Source organism: Methylobacterium sp. Gmos1 (assembly GCF_053764715.1).
In genome coordinates, this window is record NZ_JBSNCC010000004.1 from 509,626 (window position 1) to 531,984 (window position 22,359).

Sequence of the window (22,359 nt, forward strand, 5' to 3'; positions counted from 1 at the left end):
TAGCTCACTCCGCCGGCTCGGGCTGTCGCACGGGGGCGACAGGCACCCGCGGACGGTGGCGCGAGAACGCCGCGATCAGCACCGGCAGCACCACCAGGATCAGGATCGGCGCGAGCAGGATGCCGCCCACCACCACCAGGGCGAGGGGTTTCTGCACCTGCGAGCCGATGCCGGTCGAGACCGCCGCCGGCAGGAGGCCGACGCAGGCCGCGACGCAGGTCATCATCACCGGGCGCATCCGCACGTCGGCAGCGTGGTGGATCGCTTCCGCCCGGGCCCAGCCCTCGTCCATCAGCTGGTTGCAGTAGGAGAGCAGGATCACGCCCTCCATGGTCGAGATGCCGAACAGGGCGATGAAGCCGATCGCCGCCGAGACCGAGAACGGGGTGCCGGTGAGCACCAGCGCGAAGATGCCGCCGATCAGCGCCATCGGGATCACGCTCAAGGTGAGCAGCGTGTCGGTGAGCGAGGCGAAGTTGACGTAGAGCAGAAGCGCGATCAGCCCGATCGTCAAGGGCACCACGAGCTTCAGCCGCGCGATCGCCCCTTGCAGGTTGGTGAACTCGCCGACCCATTCGAGGTGGTAGCCGGCCGGCAGCTCGACCTGCTCGGCGACGCGGCGTTGCGCCTCGATCACCGCGCCGCCGAGGTCGCGCCCGCGCACGCTGAACTTGACCGGGATGTAGCGCTCCTGGTTCTCGCGGTAGATGAAGGCCGCGCCCGAGACGAGCTGGACCTGGGCGATCTCCGAGAGCGGCACCTGCATCACCCCGCCGTTCGGGTTCGTCACCCCGACCGTGATGTTGCGGATCGTCTCCAGCGAGCGGCGGTATTCGGGCGCCAGCCGCACCCGCATCGGGAAGTGGCGGTCGCTGCCGTACTCGTAGAGGTCGCCGGCGGCCTGGCCGCCGATCGCCGCCGAGATCGTGGTGGCGATGTCGCCGGGAGCCAGGCCGTAGCGGGCGGCCCGCGCCCGGTCGATGTCGATGCGCACCGTCGGCTGGCCGAGCGAGGTGAACACCGCCAGATCCGTCACCCCCGGCACCGTGGCGAGCGCCGCCTTCACGTCGTTGGCGGCGCGGGTGATCTCGGCGAGGTCGGTGCCGTAGATCTTGACCGAGTTCTCGCCCTTCACCCCCGAGGCCGCCTCCTGGACGTTGTCCTGGATGTATTGCGAGAAGTTGAACTCGATGCCGGGCAGCTCCTCGCGCAAGCGGCCCGAGATCTCGTCGATCAGCTTCTCCTTGGTCAGCCCCGGGCGCCACTGGTCGGCGGGCTTCAGGGGCGCGAAGATCTCGACGTTGAAGAAGCCCGTGGCGTCGGTGCCGTCGTCGGGCCTGCCCTGGTGCGAGACGACCGTGGTCACCTCCGGGTAGGAGCCGATCAGCTTGCGCATCCGCTCGACGTAGGGGTTGCCCGCCTCGAGCGAGATCGAGGCCGGCATCGTGCCGCGGATGTAGAGGTTGCCCTCCTCCAGGGTGGGGAGGAACTCGAGACCGAGGGTGCGCATCGCGACGCCCGTGCAGCCGAGCATCGCCACCGTCATCAGGACGGTCAGGATCCGGTTGCTGAGGGTGAAGCTCTGGAGCGGCCGGAACAGCGCCCGCAGGATCTTCACCACGATGGTGTCGCGCTCCTCGACGTGGTTCGGCAGGATCAGGGCCGAGAGCGCCGGCGACACCGTGTAGGTGGCGATCAATCCGCCGACCAGCGCGTAGGCGTAGGTCTTCGCCATCGGGCCGAAGATGTGGCCCTCGACGCCGGTGAGCGTGAAGAGCGGCAGGAAGCCCACGATGATGATCGAGGCGGAGAAGAAGATCGCCCGGTTCACCTCGCGCGCGGCCGACGCGATCAGCCCGAGCTTGACCCCGCTGCCGCGATGCGTCGGCCCTTTGTGCTCGGCGAGGTGGCGGAAGATGTTCTCCACCATGATCACCGTCGCGTCGACGATGAGGCCGAAATCGATCGCGCCGAGGGACAGGAGGTTGGCCGATTCGCCCCGCGCCACCATGATGGTGATGGCGAATCCCAGCGCGAACGGGATGGTGGCGGCGACGATGATCGCGCTCTTCAGGCTGCCGAGGAAGAGCCACTGCATCAGGAACACCAGCACCACGCCGAAGACGAGGTTGTGCATCACCGTGTGGGTGGTGGTGTGGATGAGCGCGCTGCGGTCGTAGAGCGGCACCACCTGCACGCCGGGCGGCAGGATGCCCGAGGAGTTGATCTTCTGGATCTCGGCCTCGACGCGCTGGATCGTCGGCAGGCTCTTGCCGCCGCGGCTCAGGAGCACGATGCCCTCGACGATGTCGCCGTTGTTCTCGTGCCCGACCATGCCGAGGCGCGGCGCGTTGCTGACCGACACCTCGGCGACGTCGCGCACCAGCACCGGCACGCCGTTGACCTGCGTGATCATGGTGTTGCGGATGTCGTCCATGTCGCGGATCAGCCCGATGCCGCGCACCACCGCCGATTGCTCGCCGACGTTGAGGGTCTGGCCGCCGACATTGGTGCTCGAGTTGTTGAGCGCCGTGACGAGCTGGACCAGGGTCAGCCCCTGGGCCTGGAGCTTGCGCAGGTCGACCGCGACCTCGAACTCCTTGGTCTTGCCGCCGAAGGCCGAGACGTCGACGACCCCGGGGATCGCCTTGAAGCGGCGCTGGAGCACCCAGTCCTGGAGGGTCTTCAGGTCGGTCGAGGAGAAGCCCGGCGGGCCCGCCACCTGGTAGCGCATGATCTCGCCGATCGGGCTCGTCGGCGAGATCTGCGGCTGGGCGTTGTTGGGCAGCGGTGCGAGCTGCGACAGCCGGTTGAGGACGCGCTGGAGCGCCTCCTGGTAGGTGAAGTCGTAGGTGAACTGGATCTTCACGTCCGAGAGGCCGAAGACCGAGATCGTGCGCGTCACCGTGGCGTTCGGGATGCCGGCGAGCTGCACCTCCAGCGGGATGGTGATGTAGCGCTCGATCTCCTCGGCCGACTGGCCCGGGTTCTGGGTGATGACGTCGACGAGCGGCGGCACCGGGTCCGGGTAGGCCTCGATGTTGAGCTGCTGGAAGCTGGCGTAGCCGATCCCGAGCGTCGCGATGAAGAGGAGCAGCACCAGCACCCGCTGGCGCAGGGCGAAATCGATCAGGCGGTTCATGGTGCCCCTCTCGCGGGGTTTGAATTCACGGGCCCGGGAAGGCCAGGGGTCACGAAGCCTTGTCGCCGGAGGCGGCGCGGTCGATGAACAGGCTGCCGCGGGTCACCACCCGCTCGCCCACCTTCAGACCGTCCACCACCTGCACGAGGCCGCCGCCCGAGAGCCCGAGGGTGACCCCTCGCGACGCGATGGTGCCGTCCGGCCGCTCGACCCAGACCCGGGCGCGGGCGCCCTCGTAGACGATGGCGGAGGCCGGGATCGCCGGGGCGCTCTCGTCGCGGCCGGTGAGGATCGTGAAGGTCGCGAACATCTCGGGGCGCAGCAGGCCCTCGGCGTTGTCGATCTCGGCCCGCACCGGCAGGCGGCGCGTCGCAGGGTCGAGGGAGGCCGCCATGTAGCTGATCTTCGCCTTGAACACCCGGTCGGGGAAGCCGATCACGCTGGCCTCGAGCTCCTGGCCGAGCTTGATCCGCGGTACCTCGCTCTCGCGCACGTTGGCGACGAGCCACACGGTCGAGAGGTCGCCGATGATGAAGGCCGGGTCGCTCCCCGAGGCGAGGTACTGGCCAAGGCCCACCTTGCGCTGCACGATGGTGCCGGCGATCGGCGCGCGGATCTCGGTCTCGGGGCTCATCGCGCCGTTGCGCGCGAAGGCGTCGATCTCGGCGTCCGACTTGCCGAGGATGCGCAGGCGGTTGCGCACCGCCTGGAGTGCCGCTTCCGCCGAGCGCTGGTCGCTCTGGGCCGCGATCACGTCGTTCTGGGCCTGCTGCCAGTCCTTCAGCGCCACCGCCTTGGCCTGGAACAGCTCCTGGAGCCGGGCCGCCACGGTCTGGTTGAGCTTGAGCAGCGCCTGGTTCTTGGCGAGCGCGTTCGTCGCCGCCTGGAAGTCGTTGAGGGCCGAGACCATGTCGGCGGCCTCCAGGGTGAACAGCACCTGGTTCGCCTTCACCCGGTCGCCGGCCCGGACCATCACCTTGGTCACCCGGCCGGCATAGGGCGTGTAGACCGGGACGTTGTCGTCCTCGTTGACGGTGATGCGCCCTTCCGCGAAGCCCTCGGGCCGGAAGTCGCGGGCCTGCACGGTCTCGATGCCGAAGCTCGCGCGCTGCTGCTTGCTCGGCCGGAACACCGGCGCCGCCGCGGTCTCGCCGGCCTCCGGCGCCTGGCCCTCGACCCCCTGGCGCTGCACCAGGAGCTCTTCCAGGCGCTCGCGGACCGGCGCGAGGGCGGGCACGAACCAGATCGCCGCGCCGGCGCCCGCGAGGACGAGGAGCGTGACGACCCAGCCGAGGCCGCCGCGCCGCCGCGCCGCCGCCCGGGAGGTCAGAGGCTCCTTGGTCAGGGGGTTGTTGGTATCCATCGCGCGCCGACCATTCGCCGGGGGTTTACGGCCGGATCCTCGGGCGCTTCCACGCTACGCCCCGCGACGGGGCGGCGTCCGAGCGGTCCCGAGCCAGCCGACGGCCCCCTGCCTGTGCCTCAATCCTGGGTCCACCGAGCGTCCTGCCCTGTCCCCGCGTCAATTCCGTGACGGACGGGAGTATCGAAGCAGGAACCGGGCCGGGGCGCTGCGCTTCGCGGGCGGCGCTCCGGTGACCGTCTCTTGGCGAGCAAACCGAAGCCAAGTCAAGGATGTGCAGCCGCGCATCCGCCCGCGGCGGCGGCCGACCGCCAAGCCCTGCCGTCACGGTCGTTCGAGCGGTAAATCGATCGATGCGTCAACGGCTTGCCGCGGTCGCGGCAAGGCCTTCGGCGATGCGGATTAATCCGTCTGGATGAGGCGTGGCCGGCGCGTCGGCGGGTCCGTTAGATCATGAGGCCTCGGCCCGGCCGCTTGACCCAAGGGACGGTCCGCCCAAACTCTCTGAATCCGGCGCGGCCGTCCCGCGCGTGCAACCCCGATGATCCGCCCGATGAGCCGCTCCTCCGTCCGCGACCCGATCCTCCACAGCACGCCGATCTCCGAGCTGCGCCCGACGCAGATGACGGTCGGCTACCGGGAGGTGGAGGCCAAGCGCCGGCGCTGGCGCGAGACCCAGGACGAGAAGGACCGCGAGGCCTTCCTCGCCTCGCACATGATCCCGGTCCTGCTCGGGCCGAAGAAGCGCCGCTACGTCCTCGACCACCACCACCTCGCCCGCGCGCTGCAGGAAGAGGGAGTGGAGAGCGTGTTCACCATCGTGGTGGCCGACCTGCACCACCTCGAGAAGGACGCGTTCTGGGTCGTGGCCGACCACCGCGCCTGGGTCCACCCCTACGATGCCGACGGCGTGCGCCGGGACATCGACGACCTCCCGAAGAGCATCGAGGACCTCGCCGACGATCCCTTCCGCAGCCTCGCCGGCGAGCTGCGCCGGGCCGGGGGCTTTGCCAAGGACACGACCCCGTTCAGCGAGTTCCTGTGGGCCGATTTCCTGCGCCGGCACATCAAGCGCAAGAACGTGAAGCACGATTTCTCCGACGCGCTGGAGGAGGCCCTGTCGCTCGCCCGCTCCAAGGCGGCGGTGTACCTGCCGGGCTGGTGCGGGGCGCACAAGGATTGAGCGATCGGAGCCGGAAGGGATGCTCGCGACGTCCCACGGCCCCTCCCATCAAGTTTATTTGCCGCAGGCCGCCGCCCGGCCTAACCTCCCGTCGGGCGCGAGGGGAGCCGCGCCGGTACGGGGGACCTCCGTCATGTTCGATTCGCTGCTGAAGAGCATGGGCGCCGATCCGGTCGACAACGAGACCCACTTCTACAAGTTCACCCCGAAGCCCGACATCACGGCCTACGAGCTCGCCCTGATCCTGCGGCGCTTCGGAGCGCTCACGGCCGGCGCGGCGCCGCTGCACGGCGTGATGCTGATGCCGTGGGAGACCCTGGAGGACGACTACGCCCGTCACTTCGAGCTGGCGCCGCACGGCATGTTCCAGGGCTGATCCGTTAGGGCCAGCCGGGGCCGGTCCGCGGCGGCATCACGGGTTCCCGCGTCGCCTGCGGTGCCGCTGCAACACTCGGTTTACCATTCCGTCCGATGGTCGCGCATGGTGAACGAGGGGCCCTGCAAGCCATGATGTCCCGTGCGGAACGCTCGCATCTCGGCGACTGGTGGTGGACCGTCGACCGGGCACTGCTCGCCGGCCTCGGCGTGCTGATGACGGCCGGCCTTGTCTTCCTGATGGCCGGCGGTCCGCCGGTGGCCGAGCGCCTCGGCCTGCCGACCTTCCACTTCCTCAACCGGCAGGTAATGTACCTGCTGCCGACCATCGCCCTCATCCTGGCGGTGTCGTTCCTGTCGCTGCGCCACATCCGGCGCATGGCGCTCGTCACCTACGGCCTCGGCATCGTCCTGTGCATCGCGGCCACCAAGTACGGGCCGGAGATCAAGGGCGCGCATCGCTGGATCCAGTTCGGGCCGATCGGCGTCCAGCCCTCCGAGTTCGTCAAGCCCGCCTTCGTGATCCTGGCCGCCTGGGCCTTCGCGGAGGGCGCGCGCCGGCGCGACATGCCGGGCGGCACGCTCGCCGTGCTGCTCCTGCCGATGACCATCGTGCCCCTGATCCTCCAGCCGGATTTCGGCCAGACCATGCTGGTCACCATGGTGTGGTGCTGCATGGTGTTCGTGGCCGGGCTGCACTGGTTCTGGGTCGGCGGCCTCGGCGGGGCCGGCCTCATCGGGGTCGCGGCCGCCTACGAGTTCCTGCCCCACGTGCGCGCCCGCATCCAGCGCTTCATGGACAAGGATTCGGGCGACAACTTCCAGACCTTCTGGTCGCAGGAATCGTTCAATTCCGGCGGCTGGCTCGGCACCGGCCCGGGCGAGGGCGTCGCCAAGCGCCACCTGCCCGACGCGCATACCGACTTCATCTTCTCGGTGGCGGGCGAGGAGTTCGGCGTCATCGTCTGCATCGGCATCGTGCTGCTGTTCGCCTTCATCGTGATGCGCGGCCTGATGCTGGCGCGGCGCAGCGACGACATCTTCTGCCGGCTCGCCATCACCGGGCTCACCGCGCTCTTCGGCCTCCAGGCCTGCATCAACATGGCTGTGAACACCCGGATGATGCCGGCCAAGGGCATGACCCTGCCGTTCATCTCCTACGGCGGCTCGTCGCTGATCTCGCTCGCCCTCGGGATGGGCTTCCTCGTCGCCCTGACCCGGCGCCGGCCGCGCACCACGCTCCTCAACCGCGACGAGGGCGCGGCGCGCTGAAAACCACTCGAGGGGTGACCGCGGGGGCCTGCCGTGACACACGGGGGGCCCTCGACGCCGATCCCTGACCGGAAGACCGCATGCACAGCCCCCGCAAACCGGCCGCCCGATGACCGTCGCCCAGCCCCTCGTCCTGCTCGCCGCCGGCGGAACCGGCGGCCACCTTTTTCCGGCGGAGGCCCTGGCTTTGCGCCTGCGCGAGCGCGGCATCCGGGTCGTGCTCGCCACCGACAGCCGGGTCGCGGCGCTCTCGGGCGAGTTCCCGGCCGCCGAGATCGTGGCGGTGCCCTCCGCCACCCCGTCGAGCGGGCGCTCTCCCTTGCGCCGCGTCACCGCCTTCGCGACCCTCGGGCGCGGCTTTGCGGCGGCGCTTCGCGAGGTGCGCCGCCTCAACCCGGCGGTGGTCGTGGGCTTCGGCGGCTATCCCACCGTGCCGCCGCTGCTCGCCGCCCAGATGCTGCGGGTGCCGACCCTGCTGCACGAGCAGAATGCCGTGATGGGCCGCGCCAACGGCTTTCTCGCCCGCGGCGCCAGCGTGATCGCCACCGGCTTCCCCGAGGTGCGCGGCGTGCCGCAGAAGGCGACGGCGCGGCGCGTGCACACCGGCAACCCGGTCCGCCCGGCGGTGCTGGCCGCGGCCGAGATGCCCTATCCGGGCGTCGGCCCGGATGCCCCGCTCCAACTCCTCGCCTTCGGCGGCAGCCAGGGCGCGCGGGTGATGAGCGACGTGGTGCCCGACGCCGTCGTGCGCCTGCCGGCGCCCCTGCGCGCCCGCCTGACCGTGATCCAGCAGGCGAGGGCCGAGGACATGGCCCGGGTGCAGGCGCTCTACGAGGGCGCGGGCCTTGCCGCCTTCACGGTGGCGCCGTTCTTCAAGGACCTGCCGGCCAAGATGGCCTCGTCCCACCTCGTCGTCGCCCGCTCCGGCGCCTCGACGGTGGCCGAGCTCGCGGTGATCGGCCGGCCGGCGATCCTGGTGCCGCTGCCCGGCTCCCTCGACCAGGACCAGGCGGCGAACGCCGCGGTGCTGGGAGGGATCGGCGCCGCCTTTCCCAGACCACAAACGGACTTCACCCCTGAGCGGCTGGCCGTCGATCTCGGCGCGCTGCTCGGCGATCCCGACCGGCTCGCCAAGGCGGCCGCCGCCGCCAAGGGGGCCGGCCTGCCCGACGCCGCCGAGCGCCTCGCCGCGCTGGTGGTCGAGACCGCCCGTGCGGTCCGTTAGGGCCGCCAGCAAGCCATGTCGGCTCGGTAGCGGCCGCCCAGAGACGATGTCGGCCCGCAGCGGCCATTGACCGAACAAGAAGACGTGAAGGACCCCGACTCCATGAAGCTGCCGGACAAGCTCGGACCCATCCACTTCATCGGCATCGGCGGCATCGGCATGTCCGGCATCGCCGAGGTGATGCACAATCTCGGCTACACGGTGCAGGGCTCGGACGCGTCCGACAACGCCAACGTGCGCCGGCTCTCCGAGAAGGGCATCCGCACCTTCGTGGGCCATCGGGCCGAGAACCTCGCCGACGCCGCCCTCGTGGTGGTCTCGACCGCGATCCGCCGCGACAACCCGGAGCTGGTCTCCGCCCGCGAGCGCCGCCTGCCGGTGGTGCGCCGGGCCGAGATGCTGGCCGAGCTGATGCGCTTCAAGTCCTGCGTCGCGGTCGCCGGCACCCACGGCAAGACCACCACGACCTCGCTCGTCGCCACCCTGCTCGACGCCGGCAGCCTCGATCCGACGGTCATCAACGGCGGCATCATCAACGCCTACGGCACCAACGCCCGCATGGGCGAGGGCGACTGGATGGTGGTCGAGGCCGACGAATCCGACGGCACCTTCCTCAAGCTGCCCGCCGACATCGCCATCGTCACTAACATCGACCCCGAGCACCTCGACCATTTCGGCTCGTTCGACGCGATCAAGGACGCCTTCCGCGCCTTCATCGACAACATCCCGTTCTACGGCTTCGCGGTGATGTGCATCGACCACCCGACGGTGCAGGACCTCGTCGGGCGCATCGAGGACCGGCGCATCGTCACCTACGGCGAGAACCCGCAGGCCGACGTCCGCCTGATCGACGTCGACCTGAAGGGCGGCCAGAGCCGGTTCCGGGTGATGATCCGCGACCGCCGCCCCGGCTTCCGGATGGAGATGGAGGACCTCGTCCTGCCGATGCCGGGCAAGCACAACGCGCTGAACGCCACCGCGGCGCTCGCGGTCGCCCACGAGCTCGGCGTGTCGCCGGAGGCGATCCGCAAGGCGCTGGCGAATTTCGGCGGCGTCAAGCGGCGCTTCACCCGCACGGGCGAGTGGAACGGCGTCCAGATCTTCGACGATTACGGCCATCACCCGGTCGAGATCCGGGCGGTGCTGAAGGCCGCCCGCGCCTCGACCGACGGCCGCGTGATCGCGGTGGTGCAGCCGCACCGCTACTCGCGGCTCGCCTCGCTGTTCGACGATTTCTGCACCTGCTTCAACGACGCCGACACGGTGATCGTCGCCCCGGTCTACGCCGCCGGCGAGGCGCCGATCGAGGGCATCGACCGCGACACCCTGGTGGCGGGCCTCACCTCCCGCGGCCACCGCAACGCCATCGCGCTCGAGCGCACCGAGGACCTGGCCGGCATCGTCGGCGGGCTCGCGGGGCCGGGCGACTACGTGGTGTGCCTGGGCGCCGGCAACATCACCCAGTGGGCCTACGCGCTCCCGGGCGAGCTCGCGTCGGCCGGCGGCGAGAAGGCGGCGTGAGGCGCTGACATTCCGATGCGCGGCCCCGACGATCCTGGTACGGCGCGGGCCCGCACACTGAGGCGGACCCAGACCGATGCCGAGCGGGCGCTCTGGTCGCGCTTGCGTGACCGTCGCCTGTCGGACGCCAAGTTCGTGCGTCAACTGCCGATCGGGCGCTACTTCGCCGATTTCGCCTGCCGGGAGGCGAAGCTGATCGTGGAACTTGACGGCAGCCAGCATGCGGAGAGCGGCTACGATCGCGCCCGCGACGCTTGGCTCTCCTCGCAGGGCTGGCGCGTGCTCCGCTTCTGGAACGGCGGCTCGCCCGCAACATGACCGGCGTCGTCGAGACCATCCTGGCTTCCATCACGGAACGCCGCCCCTCCTCTCCCGGCAGGCGGCAGGGCTGTCCGGGGAAAGAAGAGGCGCGGGTTTCCCCTCTCCCCGCGGGCGGGGAGAGGGCCGTGTCGCCGTTCAGGGGACACGGCAAGCGAAGGCGAAGCCGAAGCGAGGGTGAGGGGGGCTCGACGAGTGAGGCTATTTCGGAGACACCCCCTCACCCCCGCCCTCCGGGCTCGCTGCATCCCCTGAACGGGGACGCAGCCCTCTCCCCGCCCGCGGGGAGAGGGGAGAACCCGCACCTTTTCCTGGCCTCGGACAGCCCCGCCGCGAGCGGGGAGGGGCACCCTGCATCATCCCGAACGGATCCATGACGACCTCCGCCGCCATCCTCGCCGCCCTGGAACCCGCGCGCTTGCGCGGCCGCCTCCTGCCCGACCATCCGCTCGCCGACCTGACCTGGTTCCGGGTCGGGGGCCCGGCCGACGTGCTGTTCACGCCCGCCGACGAGGACGACCTCGCCGCCGCGCTCTCGGCCCTGCCGGCGGAGGTGCCCGTGACGGTGATCGGCCTCGGCTCGAACCTGATCGTGCGCGACGGCGGCGTGCCGGGGCTCGTCATCCGCCTCGGCGGCAAGGCCTTCGGGTCGGTCACGATCGAGGGCGAGACGATCCGGGCCGGCACGGCTGTGCCCGATATGAAGCTCGCCCGCGCCGCGGCCGAGGCCGGGCTCGACGGCCTCGCCTTCTACCGCGGCATCCCGGGCTCGGTCGGCGGCGCGCTGCGGATGAATGCCGGCGCGCATGGCGGCGAGACCACCGACGTCCTGGTCGAGGCCCGCGCCGTCGACCGCGCCGGCACCCTGCACGTCCTGTCCCACGCCGAGATGGGCTTCGCCTACCGCCACTGCTCGGCGCCCGCCGACCTGATCTTCACCCAGGCGACCTATCGCGGGAGGCCCGGCGACCGCGCCGCGATCGAGGCCGAGATGGACCGGGTGACGGCGGCCCGCGAGGCGGCGCAGCCGATCCGCGAGCGCACCGGCGGCTCGACCTTCAAGAACCCGGACGGGGGCAAGGCCTGGCAGCTCGTCGACGCCGCCGGCTGCCGCGGGCTGACCCGCGGCGGCGCCCAGGTCTCGGAGATGCACTGCAACTTCCTCATCAACCGCGGCGGCGCCTCGGCCGCCGACATCGAGGGCCTGGGCGAGGAGGTGCGCAAGAGGGTGCGCGAGACCTCCGGCATCGAGCTGCACTGGGAGATCAAGCGCATCGGCGTCGCCGCGCGCTGATTCGCGAATCACCCGGGCGCGCCCCGCCAGGGACCGCCGTCGGTAACCATTCGCACCCTCCCGGCCCCGCGCCCGCGCGGGGCCTCCCGGCGCCCGCCGGGACCGATCCCGGCTAGGGGCATGGGCCCGCGGACCCGCCCGCAAATGCCTGAAGATGCGGCTCTTTCCGGCCCCGTCGCGATCCGCGGGACGATCCCGGGCCGGGCCGTCGCCGCGGCGTGGCGCCCCGGCGACGGGGGCCGCCGGGGCTGCGCGATCCCTGTGCGGGACCCGAAAATTTTACCGGATATTTACCAGCGAGTTCGAGAGTTGGCGTTAACGGCGCATCAAGCACTTGGATGCCGGGCGTGAGCCGTGCCGACCCCTCGCGACGACCCATCGGCCCCGGCCGGCGGGCCGGAGGCGGGGCGGCACAGCGAATCCCGGACGATCCGAGACCGCCTCCGCGCCGGAGATCGCAGCCCGTGCCGGGTATCGTTTTCGGTGAACTCGCCCCATGGATGGTGGTGGACGCTTCCCTGAGCCGCTGACCGACGCCGGCTATGCCGGCGAGGAGGCCGGCATGCCCGCTCCCCCGCCGGGGACGGCGCCGGCCTGGGGCGGTCCCTCGCGCGATGCGCGGCTCGGCGACCTGCGCCTTGGCGAACCGCGTCTCGGCGAGTCGCGTCTCGCCCGCGTCCTGCCGCGCTTCCTGCGCCCGCGCCGCGCCTCGGTGGCGGTGCCGATCGAGCGGCGGATGCCGCGCCATCTCGGGATGGGCCTGGCCTTCGGGTTCTTCGGCCTCGTGGCCGTTGCCGGCTTCGTGTCCGGCGGCGGCTACGCCGAGGTCTCGGCCCGCTACGGCACCCCCTTCGACATGGCCGCCCGCGGCTTAGGCTTCGGCCTCGACAAGGTCACGATCACCGGGCTCGTCCAGCTGCGCTCGGCCGAGATCCTGAAGGCCGCCGGCATCGACCAGCGCAACTCGCTGCCCTTCCTCAGCGTCGTCGACGTGCGCGACCGCCTGTCCACGGTGCCGCTGATCGGCGCGGTCTCGGTGCGCAAGATCTACCCGCGCGAGCTCCTGGTCACGCTCACCGAGCGCGAGCCGAGCGCCCTGTGGCAGCGCAACGGCGAGATCGCCGTGATCGCCGCCGACGGCACGGTGATCGACCAGATGCGCGACGGCCGCTTCGCCAACCTGCCGCTGGTGGTGGGCGACGAGGCCAACCTGCGCACCAAGGAATACCTCGCGCTGCTCGAGGCGGCGGGGCCGCTGCGCGAGCGGATTCGGGCCGGGACCCTGGTCTCCGGCCGGCGCTGGACCCTCAAGCTCGACGGCATCGACGTGCGCCTGCCCGAGGCCGGCGCCCGCGACGCGGTCGCCCGCCTCGTCAAGCTCGAGGCCGAGTCGAGCCTGCTCGAGAAGGACATCATCGCGGTCGACCTGCGGCTGCCCGACCGGGTGGTGGTGCGGCTGACCGAGGAGGGCGCGGCGGCGCGCCTGGAGGCCCAGAAGAAGCAGAAGAAACCGAAGGGAACCGAGACATGACCCGCGCGCGAGACGTGACGCCCGCGGGTCTCCCGGGATCTTTGCCCGCCGGTTACCCCCGCCCCGCCATCACCGTTTCCTTGTCCGTGAGCATCGCGTCATGAGTCTCCTCCAGCACGGTCTCACGCCGCGCTTAAAGCCGCTCTCGGCGCGCCGCAGCGCGACCCTGTCGGTGCTCGACATCGGCACCAGCAAGATCGTCTGCCTCGTCGCCGAGCTGCAGCCGGTCGAGACCCTGGCGACGCTGCGCGGCCGCACCCACCTCGCCCGCATCATCGGCATCGGCCATCAGCGCTCGCTCGGCCTCAAGGGCGGCGCCGTGGTCGATCTCGAGGCGGCCGAGACCGCGATCCGCCAGGCGGTCCACGCCGCCGAGCGCATGGCCCGGGTCGAGGTGCAGTCGGTCATCGTCAGCCTGTCGGGCGGCCGCCTCGGCTCGCAGCATTTCGACGCCAAGGTCCCGGTGCGCACCGGCGCCGTCACCGGCTCGGACGTGCAGCGGGTGCTGGAGGCGGCGAGCACCCACAGCATCAGCCCGGGCCGCGCCGTGCTGCACGCCCTGCCGACCGGCTACTCCCTCGACCAGCAGAGCGCGGTGGTCGATCCGTCCGGCATGCTCGGCGAGCGCCTCGGCGTCGACCTGCACGTCGTCACCGCCGAGATCGCGGCCGCCCGCAACCTGATGCTGGCGGTCGAGAACACCCACCTGCGGGTCGAGGCGGTGATCGCCACGCCCTACGCCTCGGGCCTGTCGGCGCTCGTCGACGACGAGGCCGAGATGGGGGTCGCGGTCGTCGACATGGGCGGCGGCACGACGAGCGTCGGGGTGTTCTCCGGCGGCCACCTCGTCCATTGCGACGCGCTCGCGGTCGGCGGCCACCACGTCACCATGGACATCGCCCGCGGGCTCTCGACCCGGGTCGCGGCGGCCGAGCGGTTGAAGACCCTCTACGGCGCCGCGATGGCGACGGCGTCCGACGAGCGCGACATGATCGCGGTCCACGGCGTCGACGAGGACGAGCGCGACCTGCCCCACCACATCCCCAAATCGCACCTCGTGCGGATCATCCGCCCGCGGGTCGAGGAGGTGCTGGAGCTGGTGCGCGACCGCCTGCGCAACGCGGGCTTTGCCGCTCAGGCCGGGCGCCGGGTGGTGCTGACGGGGGGCGCGAGCCAGCTCGTCGGCCTGCCGGAGGTCGCCCGCCGCATCCTGCAGGGCCAAGTCCGGATCGGCCGGCCCCTCGGCATCAAGGGGCTGCCCGAGGCCGCCAAGGGCCCGGCCTTCTCGGCCGCGGTCGGCCTCCTGGTCTACCCCCAGGTCTCGCACGTCGAGCACTTCGAGCCCCGCGGCCAGTCCGGCCATGCGGGCCTCGGTTCCGACACCTACCTCTCCAAGGTCGGACGCTGGATCCGGGAGAGCTTCTAACGGGATCGCCTCCCGGCGCGGGCCCCGGAAACGGGCCGCGCCGGCGAGGTGGGACGGCAAACGGCGCCGATCAGGCGCCACCAGAAACGTAACGTATCATCAGAGGCTCGCGCATCATGGCCATCTCCCTGCAAGCTCCGGACATCCGCGAACTGAAGCCCCGCATCACCGTGTTCGGCGTCGGCGGCGCCGGCGGCAACGCCGTCAACAACATGATCGAGTCGGGTCTCCTCGGCTGCGAGTTCGTGGTCGCCAACACCGACGCCCAGGCGCTGACCTCCTCGAAGGCGGAGCGCGTGATCCAGATGGGCATCGGGGTGACGCAGGGGCTCGGCGCCGGCTCGCAGCCCGACGTCGGCCGCGCCGCCGCCGAGGAGGTGATCGACGAGATCCGCGACCAGCTCTCGGGCGCCCACATGTGCTTCATCACCGCCGGCATGGGCGGCGGCACCGGCACCGGCGCGGCCCCGGTCATCGCCCGCACCGCCCGCGACATGGGCATCCTGACGGTCGGCGTGGTCACCAAGCCGTTCCAGTTCGAGGGCGTGCGCCGCATGCGCACCGCCGAGTCGGGCATCAACGAGCTGCAGCAGGCCGTCGACACCCTGATCGTGATCCCGAACCAGAACCTGTTCCGGGTCGCCAACGAGAAGACCACCTTCGCCGACGCCTTCGCGATGGCCGACCAGGTGCTCTACTCGGGTGTCGCCTGCATCACCGACCTGATGGTGAAGGAGGGTCTCATCAACCTCGACTTCGCCGACGTGCGGGCGATCATGCGCGGCATGGGCAAGGCGATGATGGGCACCGGCGAGGCGTCGGGCGAGAAGCGCGCCAACCGCGCCGCGGAGGCCGCGATCGCCAACCCGCTCCTCGACGACGTCTCGATGAAGGGCGCCCGCGGCCTGCTGATCTCGATCACCGGCGGCAACGACCTGACCCTCTACGAGCTCGACGAGGCCGCCACCCGCATCCGCGAGGAGGTCGATTCCGACGCCAACATCATCCTGGGCGCCACCTTCGACGAGAGCCTCGACGGCATCATCCGGGTCTCGGTGGTCGCCACCGGCATCGAGCCGGCGCTGATCAACGCCAACGCGATCGGCTCGCCGGAGATCGCCCAGACCGAGCAGCGCATCGCCGAGGTCGCCGAGCGCCTGCGCGCCGAGGCCCGGGCCCGGGCCGCCACCCCGTCGGCGCCCCCCTCCACCGCCTCCTTTCGTCCCGCCGAGGCCCCGGTAGCGCGGGCCCCGGCGCCGGAGCCGGTGGCGCACGCCCCGGCGCCGCAGCCTGAGCCGGTCCGGATGGAGATGCCGAGCGCCCAGCAGCTCGCCAGCCTGATGCGCGACGAGGTGCAGATCACCCCGGCCCAGCCGCGCAGCGCCCCGGTCTACGAGCCCGCCCCGGTCCCGGCGCCCGAGCCGCAGATGCCGATGGCCTCCGGCCCGTTCATCCCGCCGTCCCCGACGGTGGTGCGCGCGCCGGCGATGCCGCGGATCCAGGACCTGCCGCTGCCGGGCCAGAACCAGATCCGGGCGAGCCGCGGCGAGGAGCCGCTGCACCAGACGCCGACGCCGGACGCCAAGCGCACCTCGCTGCTGCGCCGCCTCGCCACCGTCGGCTTCGGCGGCCGGCGCGAGGACGAAGCCGGCCAGCCGGTCCAGGCCGCTCCCGCGCCTGCGCCGCAGCCGGTCCAGCAGCGGCCGATGCCCCAGGCGCCGGTGCGCCAGCAGGCTCCGATGCAGCACCACGCCGCCCCGGCCCATGCCCCCGCGCCGCGCCAGGCCCCGCCGCAGGCCTACGCGCCGCAGGGCTACCCGGCCCAGCCCCAGGGCTACCGCCCGGCGCAGGGCAACCTCGACCCGCAGGGCCGCGCGGTGCCGGCCGGCGCCCGCATGATGGACGACGACCAGCTCGAGATCCCGGCCTTCCTGCGCCGCCAGGCCAACTGACGCTGGGGCCGGCCCCCGGGCCTGCGCCGCAAGGCGCGACGGCCCGGGGGCCGTCGCCGGGCGCCACGATCCTGCCACGCGGGGCGCCGGTGCCGCCCAAATGACACACCCCGAGGCCGCCCGGCCTCGGGGTTTACGCGTTGTTCAAGCTTTTGAGGGATAACGGCTTTTCGTGTCCGTAGCGGAACCTCGGGACTGTTACAGAGCGTAAGAATCCGTGATTTGGCCGTGCTTTCGAGCGCGACTATAGGTGTCCTACGCACAAGGGCGAAGGCCGCGCGGGACCGCCGGCACGGACACCCACAGGGGCTTCAAGCAACGGACGGATCGCCTCGAAACGTGGGCCTGGAAACGGGACACGCTGGTGAGTCGCGGCCGAGGGCTGAGGTAATGAGAACAAGTCAGCAGACGACCCTACGCTCCGCCGCGAGCCTCTCCGGCATCGGCGTCCACTCCGGCAACCCCGTCGCGATCACTCTCCATCCCGCGGAGGCGCATCACGGTATCGCCTTCCTGCGCACCGGCCTCGCGAATGGCCGCGACCGCCTGATCCAGGCCCAGTACGCCCAGGTCAGCGCCACCGAGCTCTGCACCGTCATCGGCAGCCGCGAGACCGGCGCCGTCGCCACCATCGAGCACCTGATGTCCGCCCTCTACGGGCTCGGCATCGACAACTGCCTCGTCGAGATCGACGGGCCCGAGATGCCGATCCTCGACGGCAGCGCCGCCCCCTTCGTGGCGGCGATCGAGGCGGTCGGCACCACCTCCTGCGGCACCCCCCGCCGCTTCATCAAGGTGCTCAAGACCGTCCGGACCGAGAAGGGCCGCGCCTATTCCGAGCTGCGCCCGTTCGAGCGCGGCTTCCACCTCGACGTCGAGATCGACTTCGAGAGCCCGGTGATCGGCCGCAGCCGCAAGGCCCTGACCCTCACCCCCGCCGCCTACCGCCGCGAGATCGCCCGCGCCCGCACCTTCGGGATGATGCGCGACGTCGAGCGCTACTGGAAGGCGGGCTTTGCCCTCGGCGCCTCGCTGGAGAACACCGTCGCGGTCGGCGACGGCGGCGTGGTCAACCCGGAGGGCCTGCGCTACCCGGACGAGTTCGTCCGCCACAAGATCCTCGACGCGGTCGGCGACCTGGCGCTCGCCGGCCTGCCGATCCTCGGCGCCTACCAGTCGTTCTGCGGCGGCCACGGCCTCAACGTGGCGGTCCTGGGCGAGCTCTTCGCCGACCGGGCCAACTACGCCATCGTCGAGGGCGCGGGCGCCCGGCGCGAGCCGGTCTTCGCCGAGTTCGGCGTCGGCCTCGGCGCCGCCGTCTACGCCCCGGAACTCTGAACGAGACGTCGTCCGGCCCGCGTTGCCGCCGGGCCACATCGGGACGATTTCGTCGCCGCGCGACGGCGACCACCGGAACCTGCACCGCCTCGCGCCGCCTCCGCGCCGTCTTGGTGCCCCATTCGCCCCGCAGGGTTAAGAGGTTCCTGACCGATGGCCGCCAGCTCCGTGCTGTGGCCGTCACGGGCTTGGCGCGCCGCGCCGGCCTGGGCTAAGGGGCTCGTGGATCAGCGGCCATGCAAGGCCGCCTGCTTGGGGAAGAACCCGAATGCCGTTCGCCCACCCGCTTCGCGACGCGAAGGTGACCGTCCTGCGGACCGCGCTGCTGGCGGCGTGCGGCCTGGGGCTCGCCGGCTGCGACGCGATCGACTCGATCAACCCGTTCGCATCCGAGAAGTACAAGACTGAGGTCGTGGCCGACATCCCGGCCGACAAGCTCTACAGCCAGGGCCTCGGCAAGCTCGAGGACCGCGACTACGAGGGCGCCACGAAGAAGTTCGAGGACCTCGACAAGCAGTACGCCTATTCCGACTGGTCGCGGAAGGCGGTGCTGATGACCGCCTACTCGAACTACGAGGGCGGCCGCTACGAGGACGCGATCACCGCCTCGAAGCGCTACCTCCAGCGCCACCCGGGCTCGAAGGACGCGGCCTACGCCCAGTACCTGCTGGCGATGTCGCACTACAAGCAGATCCCGGACGTGACCCGCGACCAGGACCGCTCCGAGAAGGCCCTCGTGGCGCTCACCGAGCTGGTGCAGAAGTACCCGACCTCGGAATACTCCGTCGACGCCAAGGCCAAGATCCAGATCACCCGCGACCAGCTCGCCGGCAAGGAGATGGAGATCGGCCGCTACTACCTCGAGCGGCGCAACTTCCCGGCGGCGATCAACCGCTTTCGCGACGTCGTGAGCAAGTACCAGACCACCCGCCACGTCGAGGAGGCCCTGGAGCGCCTGGCCGAGGCCTACATGGCGCTCGGCATCACCGGCGAGGCGCAGACCGCCGCGGCGGTGCTCGGCCACAACTTCCCCGACTCGCCCTGGTACAAGGACGCCTACAACCTGCTCCAGAACGGCGGCCTGCAGCCGCGCGAGGAGAAGGCGTCGTGGATCAGCAAGGCGTTCCGCGGCGTGATCGGGATGGACACGCGCACCGCCGAGGCGCAGTAAGAGCCTCGCGATTCGAACCCGAGACATGCGGCCGTGGCGCGCACTCGCGCCGCGGCCCGTTCGGCTGTAGATACCCGCCCGATCTCCTCCTTCACGTCCCGGCAAGGGTGGCATGCTGGTTCAGCTCGCGATCCGCGACATCGTCCTGATCGATAAGCTCGAGCTGAACTTTCGCGAAGGCCTGAGCGTCCTGACCGGGGAGACCGGCGCCGGCAAGTCGATCCTCCTCGATGCCTTCACGCTGGCGCTCGGCGGGCGCGGCGACGGGCGCCTGGTGCGCCAGGGCGAGGCGCAGGGCCAGGTGACCGCGGTGTTCGATGTGCCGGCCGACCATCCGGCCCGGGCGCTCGCGGCGGCGTCCGAGATCGACACCGAGGGCGACTTGATCCTGCGCCGGGTCCAGGTCGCGGACGGGCGCACCCGCGCCTTCGTCAACGACCAGCCGGTCGGCGTGCAGGTCCTGCGCGCCATCGGGGCGGCGCTGGTCGAGATCCACGGCCAGCACGACGACCGGGCCCTGTCGGATTCGACCACCCACCGGGCGATCCTCGACGCCTTCGGCGGCCTGAACGCCCGGCAGGCGGCGGTGGCCGAGAGCGCGCGCCGGGTGCGCCAGGCCCGCCTCGCCCTCACCGAGCACCGCGCCCGGGTCGAGGCCGCCCGCAAGGAGGTCGACTTCCTGCGCCACGCCGTCGAGGAGCTGGCCGCCCTCCACCCCAAGCCTGGCGAGGAGACCGAGCTCGCCGAGCGCCGCACCGCGATGCAGCAGGGCGAGAAGGTCGCCCGCGAGCTCAACGAGGCCCTCGACGCCGTCGCCGGCCAGGGCTCGCCGACCGCGCACCTCTCGGCGGCCCTGCGCAAGCTGGAGCGCCGCGCCGCGCAGGCCCCGAGCCTGGTCGAGCCCAGCATCAACGCCCTCGACAACGCGCTCGTCGCCCTCGACGAGGCCCGTACCAGCCTGGAGGACGCGCTCCAGGCGGCGGAGTTCGATCCGCGCGAGCTGGAGCGGGTCGAGGAGCGGCTGTTCGGCCTGCGCGCGGCGGCGCGGAAGTACAACGTCGCGGTCGACGACCTCGCGGCTTTGCGCGAGCGCTACGAGGGCGACGTCGCGGTGATCGATGCCGGCGAGGAAGCGCTCGGCAGGCTCGAGGCCGACCTCGCGGCGGCCGACGCGGCCTATCTCGAGAAGGCCGAGGCCCTGAGCAAGGGCCGGCGCAAGGCCGCTTCCGCCCTCGACAAGGCGGTGCAGGCCGAATTGCCGCCGCTGAAGCTGGAGCGCGCCCGCTTCATCACCGAGATCGCCACCGACCCCGAGGCCCGCGACCCCGCCGGCCTCGACCGGGTCGAGTTCTGGGCCCAGACCAACCCGGGCACCCGGCCCGGCCCGATGATGAAGGTGGCGTCCGGCGGCGAGCTGTCGCGGTTCATGCTCGCCCTCAAGGTGGTGCTGGCCGACAAGGGCTCGGCCCCGACGCTGATCTTCGACGAGATCGATACCGGCGTCGGCGGCGCGGTGGCCGACGCGATCGGCGCCCGCCTCGCCCGGCTCTCGGCCCGGGTCCAGACCGTGGCGGTCACCCACGCGCCCCAGGTCGCCGCCCGCGCCTCGACGCATTTCCTGATCGCCAAGGAGGCGGTGAAGGGCTCGGACCGGGTCGCGACCCGGGTCAAGCCGCTCGCGGCGGTGCCACGCCAGGAGGAGATCGCCCGGATGCTCGCCGGCGCCACGGTGACCGAGGAGGCCCGCGCCGCCGCGGCCCGGCTGCTCCAGGCGGCCTCGGCGTGACGCCCCTCGACAGACATTGCCATGCGGTTAAGCTCGGCCGGGCGATTCGGCGACCGCCCCTACGCGCCGCCGGCATGGTGAACAAAGAGAAAAGTTAACTTTTTCTTTACCATATCCGCCGAGACTGCCTCCTCTCGGCGCGGGCCAGCCTTCCCTCGGACCCGCGCAACGGTACGGGGCCGGTGGTCCGATGAAGCAGGAAGTGAGTGCGTCCCGGGAGACCGTCCAGGATCCGGCCCTGCCGGCGATCTGCATCGAGGCGCAGCATCGGCTCGGGCGGACGTTGCGCTCGCTCTACGAGCGCACGGTGGACGGCCAGCCCATCCCCCTCGATCAGGTCGACCTGCTGCTGCGCCTGCGGCATCGCGAGCGCGAATTGCAGCGCCAGCGCTGACGGCCGGTCACCTCGACATCACCGATGAGCATGGAGCGCTCCGCCGGAAAGGCGGAGCGGAATGTGCGAGGAGCGAACGGCTCGCGTCCTCGCCGGTCCGGTCCCGCAACGGGACCGGCAGGGGAGGGCGGCTTCAGCGCCGCCGACGGTCGCGCACCCGCACCGGGACGAGAGCCGGCGCCGCCTGCGCCCGCGCCCCGGCGAGCGCCAGGGCCCCCGCGAGGCCGAGCGCCGTCACGATACCGGTCACGACCATCGGCGAGGCCGTGAGAAGACCCGCCAGCAGGGCGAGCAGCGCGAGGCCGGCACGCAGGGCATTGGAACGGATCATCATCAAGCCTCCATCCAGACGCCGGTGAGAACGTGTGGCGCGAAACCGGAGTTCCGCCCGGCCGCTCCCCCGGCCGTCACCATGATGTGGGGTGCCCGACCCGTTCGCGCCACCTGCGACAAAGCGGAACTCAAGGTCATGCTTGACGTTGTCTGCTCACGATCGGCCGAGGGGCCGAGAATCAGACAAGAGGGTCTCGCCATGCTGGGTTGGGCTGTCACTTTCCTCGTCGTGGCCCTGGTCGCCGCGCTGTTCGGGTTCGGCGGCATCGCCGGCACCGCGGTCGAGGCCGCCAAGCTCATCTTCTTCGTCGCCGTCGTGCTGTTCGCCATCTCGGCCGTGGTCGGCCTGATGCGGGGCCGGTCGCCGACACTCTGACGTCGCCGGCCGACGACGCTCCACCGCCGTCAAGTCATGCGCCGTCCCTCCCGCGGGGACGGCGTCATCGTGAGAGGGGCCGGGTCAGGATTCCGCCTCCGGCGTCTCCCGGGTCGCGCTGCGCTCCAGTTCGGCGATGAGGTCGACGAAGCGGTCGGGAATAGGCTGCTGCATCAGCTCGTCGTACATGGCGCGCAGGTGCGAGCCGATGCGTCCCTGGACGCTCCGGTCGAGGGCGGGCTGCTCGGGCCCGGCGGCGGGAACATCCTCTTCCAGGGGCGCCCGCGGGCCCTTGCCTTCGATCATACCATTCCCCTTCGCCCGTCCTGGACATGCGGACAGGGCGATGCCATGGCGCC

19 protein-coding genes are annotated in these 22,359 nt (G+C 71.4%); 15 read left to right on the plus strand and 4 right to left on the minus strand.

From position 1 onward, the window contains the following. Positions 1 to 4: 4 nt before the first annotated feature. The gene (locus ACS5PV_RS11475) at positions 5 to 3,142 is read right to left on the minus strand and encodes an efflux RND transporter permease subunit (RefSeq protein ID WP_455395455.1); all 3,138 of its coding nucleotides are present in this window, start codon (positions 3,140 to 3,142) and stop codon (positions 5 to 7) included. 49 nt (positions 3,143 to 3,191) lie between these two features. Continuing rightward, positions 3,192 to 4,505, minus strand: a complete 1,314-nt coding sequence (locus ACS5PV_RS11480) for an efflux RND transporter periplasmic adaptor subunit (RefSeq protein ID WP_455395456.1) — start codon at positions 4,503 to 4,505, stop codon at positions 3,192 to 3,194. A gap of 553 nt (positions 4,506 to 5,058) precedes the next feature. Here ACS5PV_RS11480 and ACS5PV_RS11485 point away from each other — a divergent pair. The 14 genes from ACS5PV_RS11485 (at position 5,059) to ACS5PV_RS11550 (ending at position 21,291) form a co-directional block, all read left to right on the plus strand. After that, positions 5,059 to 5,688 (plus strand): ParB-like protein, encoded by a 630-nt coding sequence (locus ACS5PV_RS11485; protein WP_455395457.1) that lies wholly within the window; start codon positions 5,059 to 5,061, stop codon positions 5,686 to 5,688. A gap of 133 nt (positions 5,689 to 5,821) precedes the next feature. Beyond that, positions 5,822 to 6,064, plus strand: coding sequence for a hypothetical protein (locus ACS5PV_RS11490; RefSeq protein ID WP_455395458.1), 243 nt, complete (start codon positions 5,822 to 5,824; stop codon positions 6,062 to 6,064). A 131-nt stretch (positions 6,065 to 6,195) separates the two neighbouring features. Then, a complete protein-coding gene (locus tag ACS5PV_RS11495; protein ID WP_455395459.1) occupies positions 6,196 to 7,335 on the plus strand; it encodes an FtsW/RodA/SpoVE family cell cycle protein in 1,140 nt (379 codons plus the stop codon). A gap of 109 nt (positions 7,336 to 7,444) precedes the next feature. Continuing rightward, positions 7,445 to 8,560, plus strand: a complete 1,116-nt coding sequence (locus ACS5PV_RS11500; RefSeq protein WP_455395460.1) for a UDP-N-acetylglucosamine--N-acetylmuramyl-(pentapeptide) pyrophosphoryl-undecaprenol N-acetylglucosamine transferase — start codon at positions 7,445 to 7,447, stop codon at positions 8,558 to 8,560. Between the two features lie 102 nt (positions 8,561 to 8,662). Next, the gene (gene murC, locus ACS5PV_RS11505; protein WP_455395461.1) at positions 8,663 to 10,081 is read left to right on the plus strand and encodes a UDP-N-acetylmuramate--L-alanine ligase; all 1,419 of its coding nucleotides are present in this window, start codon (positions 8,663 to 8,665) and stop codon (positions 10,079 to 10,081) included. Positions 10,082 to 10,096: 15 nt separating this feature from the next. Continuing rightward, complete coding sequence (locus ACS5PV_RS11510; protein WP_455395462.1) at positions 10,097 to 10,399, plus strand: endonuclease domain-containing protein; 303 nt, start codon at positions 10,097 to 10,099, stop codon at positions 10,397 to 10,399. Between the two features lie 373 nt (positions 10,400 to 10,772). Next, positions 10,773 to 11,693 (plus strand): UDP-N-acetylmuramate dehydrogenase, encoded by a 921-nt coding sequence (gene murB, locus ACS5PV_RS11515; RefSeq protein ID WP_455395463.1) that lies wholly within the window; start codon positions 10,773 to 10,775, stop codon positions 11,691 to 11,693. A 496-nt stretch (positions 11,694 to 12,189) separates the two neighbouring features. Beyond that, positions 12,190 to 13,224: a cell division protein FtsQ/DivIB gene (locus tag ACS5PV_RS11520; protein ID WP_455395464.1), complete on the plus strand. Its 1,035-nt coding sequence runs from the start codon at positions 12,190 to 12,192 to the stop codon at positions 13,222 to 13,224. A 100-nt stretch (positions 13,225 to 13,324) separates the two neighbouring features. Then, positions 13,325 to 14,650 carry a cell division protein FtsA gene (gene ftsA, locus ACS5PV_RS11525; protein ID WP_109957878.1) on the plus strand — a complete coding sequence of 442 codons (1,326 nt, stop codon included), beginning with the start codon at positions 13,325 to 13,327 and terminating at the stop codon, positions 14,648 to 14,650. Positions 14,651 to 14,766: 116 nt separating this feature from the next. Further along, positions 14,767 to 16,602 (plus strand): cell division protein FtsZ, encoded by a 1,836-nt coding sequence (gene ftsZ, locus ACS5PV_RS11530; RefSeq protein WP_455395465.1) that lies wholly within the window; start codon positions 14,767 to 14,769, stop codon positions 16,600 to 16,602. Positions 16,603 to 16,992: 390 nt separating this feature from the next. Beyond that, on the plus strand, positions 16,993 to 17,940 hold the full coding sequence (gene lpxC, locus ACS5PV_RS11535) for a UDP-3-O-acyl-N-acetylglucosamine deacetylase (RefSeq protein WP_455395466.1): 948 nt from the start codon (positions 16,993 to 16,995) through the stop codon (positions 17,938 to 17,940). Between the two features lie 268 nt (positions 17,941 to 18,208). After that, a complete protein-coding gene (locus ACS5PV_RS11540; protein WP_455395467.1) occupies positions 18,209 to 19,111 on the plus strand; it encodes an outer membrane protein assembly factor BamD in 903 nt (300 codons plus the stop codon). A 112-nt stretch (positions 19,112 to 19,223) separates the two neighbouring features. Continuing rightward, the gene (gene recN / locus ACS5PV_RS11545; protein ID WP_455395468.1) at positions 19,224 to 20,897 is read left to right on the plus strand and encodes a DNA repair protein RecN; all 1,674 of its coding nucleotides are present in this window, start codon (positions 19,224 to 19,226) and stop codon (positions 20,895 to 20,897) included. Positions 20,898 to 21,099: 202 nt separating this feature from the next. Next, a complete protein-coding gene (locus ACS5PV_RS11550; protein WP_455395469.1) occupies positions 21,100 to 21,291 on the plus strand; it encodes a hypothetical protein in 192 nt (63 codons plus the stop codon). A gap of 133 nt (positions 21,292 to 21,424) precedes the next feature. Here ACS5PV_RS11550 and ACS5PV_RS11555 read toward each other — a convergent pair whose 3' ends face one another. Beyond that, complete coding sequence (locus ACS5PV_RS11555) at positions 21,425 to 21,625, minus strand: hypothetical protein (protein ID WP_455395470.1); 201 nt, start codon at positions 21,623 to 21,625, stop codon at positions 21,425 to 21,427. A 198-nt stretch (positions 21,626 to 21,823) separates the two neighbouring features. Between ACS5PV_RS11555 and ACS5PV_RS11560 the strand changes: the two genes are divergently transcribed. Continuing rightward, complete coding sequence (locus tag ACS5PV_RS11560) at positions 21,824 to 22,000, plus strand: DUF1328 domain-containing protein (protein WP_048429091.1); 177 nt, start codon at positions 21,824 to 21,826, stop codon at positions 21,998 to 22,000. A gap of 84 nt (positions 22,001 to 22,084) precedes the next feature. Here ACS5PV_RS11560 and ACS5PV_RS11565 read toward each other — a convergent pair whose 3' ends face one another. Continuing rightward, complete coding sequence (locus tag ACS5PV_RS11565; protein WP_455395471.1) at positions 22,085 to 22,306, minus strand: NepR family anti-sigma factor; 222 nt, start codon at positions 22,304 to 22,306, stop codon at positions 22,085 to 22,087. Positions 22,307 to 22,359: the final 53 nt, after the last annotated feature.

Bases quoted from the DNA above. Each gene is read 5' to 3' on its own strand.
- ACS5PV_RS11475 (WP_455395455.1), bottom strand. From the start codon at position 3,142: ATGAACCGCCTGATCGATTTCGCCCTGCGCCAGCGGGTGCTGGTGCTG.
- ACS5PV_RS11480 (WP_455395456.1), bottom strand. From the start codon at position 4,505: ATGGATACCAACAACCCCCTGACCAAGGAGCCTCTGACCTCCCGGGCG.
- ACS5PV_RS11485 (WP_455395457.1), top strand. From the start codon at position 5,059: ATGAGCCGCTCCTCCGTCCGCGACCCGATCCTCCACAGCACGCCGATC.
- ACS5PV_RS11490 (WP_455395458.1), top strand. From the start codon at position 5,822: ATGTTCGATTCGCTGCTGAAGAGCATGGGCGCCGATCCGGTCGACAAC.
- ACS5PV_RS11495 (WP_455395459.1), top strand. From the start codon at position 6,196: ATGATGTCCCGTGCGGAACGCTCGCATCTCGGCGACTGGTGGTGGACC.
- ACS5PV_RS11500 (WP_455395460.1), top strand. From the start codon at position 7,445: ATGACCGTCGCCCAGCCCCTCGTCCTGCTCGCCGCCGGCGGAACCGGC.
- murC (WP_455395461.1), top strand. From the start codon at position 8,663: ATGAAGCTGCCGGACAAGCTCGGACCCATCCACTTCATCGGCATCGGC.
- ACS5PV_RS11510 (WP_455395462.1), top strand. From the start codon at position 10,097: ATGCGCGGCCCCGACGATCCTGGTACGGCGCGGGCCCGCACACTGAGG.
- murB (WP_455395463.1), top strand. From the start codon at position 10,773: ATGACGACCTCCGCCGCCATCCTCGCCGCCCTGGAACCCGCGCGCTTG.
- ACS5PV_RS11520 (WP_455395464.1), top strand. From the start codon at position 12,190: ATGGATGGTGGTGGACGCTTCCCTGAGCCGCTGACCGACGCCGGCTAT.
- ftsA (WP_109957878.1), top strand. From the start codon at position 13,325: ATGAGTCTCCTCCAGCACGGTCTCACGCCGCGCTTAAAGCCGCTCTCG.
- ftsZ (WP_455395465.1), top strand. From the start codon at position 14,767: ATGGCCATCTCCCTGCAAGCTCCGGACATCCGCGAACTGAAGCCCCGC.
- lpxC (WP_455395466.1), top strand. From the start codon at position 16,993: ATGAGAACAAGTCAGCAGACGACCCTACGCTCCGCCGCGAGCCTCTCC.
- ACS5PV_RS11540 (WP_455395467.1), top strand. From the start codon at position 18,209: ATGCCGTTCGCCCACCCGCTTCGCGACGCGAAGGTGACCGTCCTGCGG.
- recN (WP_455395468.1), top strand. From the start codon at position 19,224: ATGCTGGTTCAGCTCGCGATCCGCGACATCGTCCTGATCGATAAGCTC.
- ACS5PV_RS11555 (WP_455395470.1), bottom strand. From the start codon at position 21,625: ATGATGATCCGTTCCAATGCCCTGCGTGCCGGCCTCGCGCTGCTCGCC.
- ACS5PV_RS11560 (WP_048429091.1), top strand. From the start codon at position 21,824: ATGCTGGGTTGGGCTGTCACTTTCCTCGTCGTGGCCCTGGTCGCCGCG.
- ACS5PV_RS11565 (WP_455395471.1), bottom strand. From the start codon at position 22,306: ATGATCGAAGGCAAGGGCCCGCGGGCGCCCCTGGAAGAGGATGTTCCC.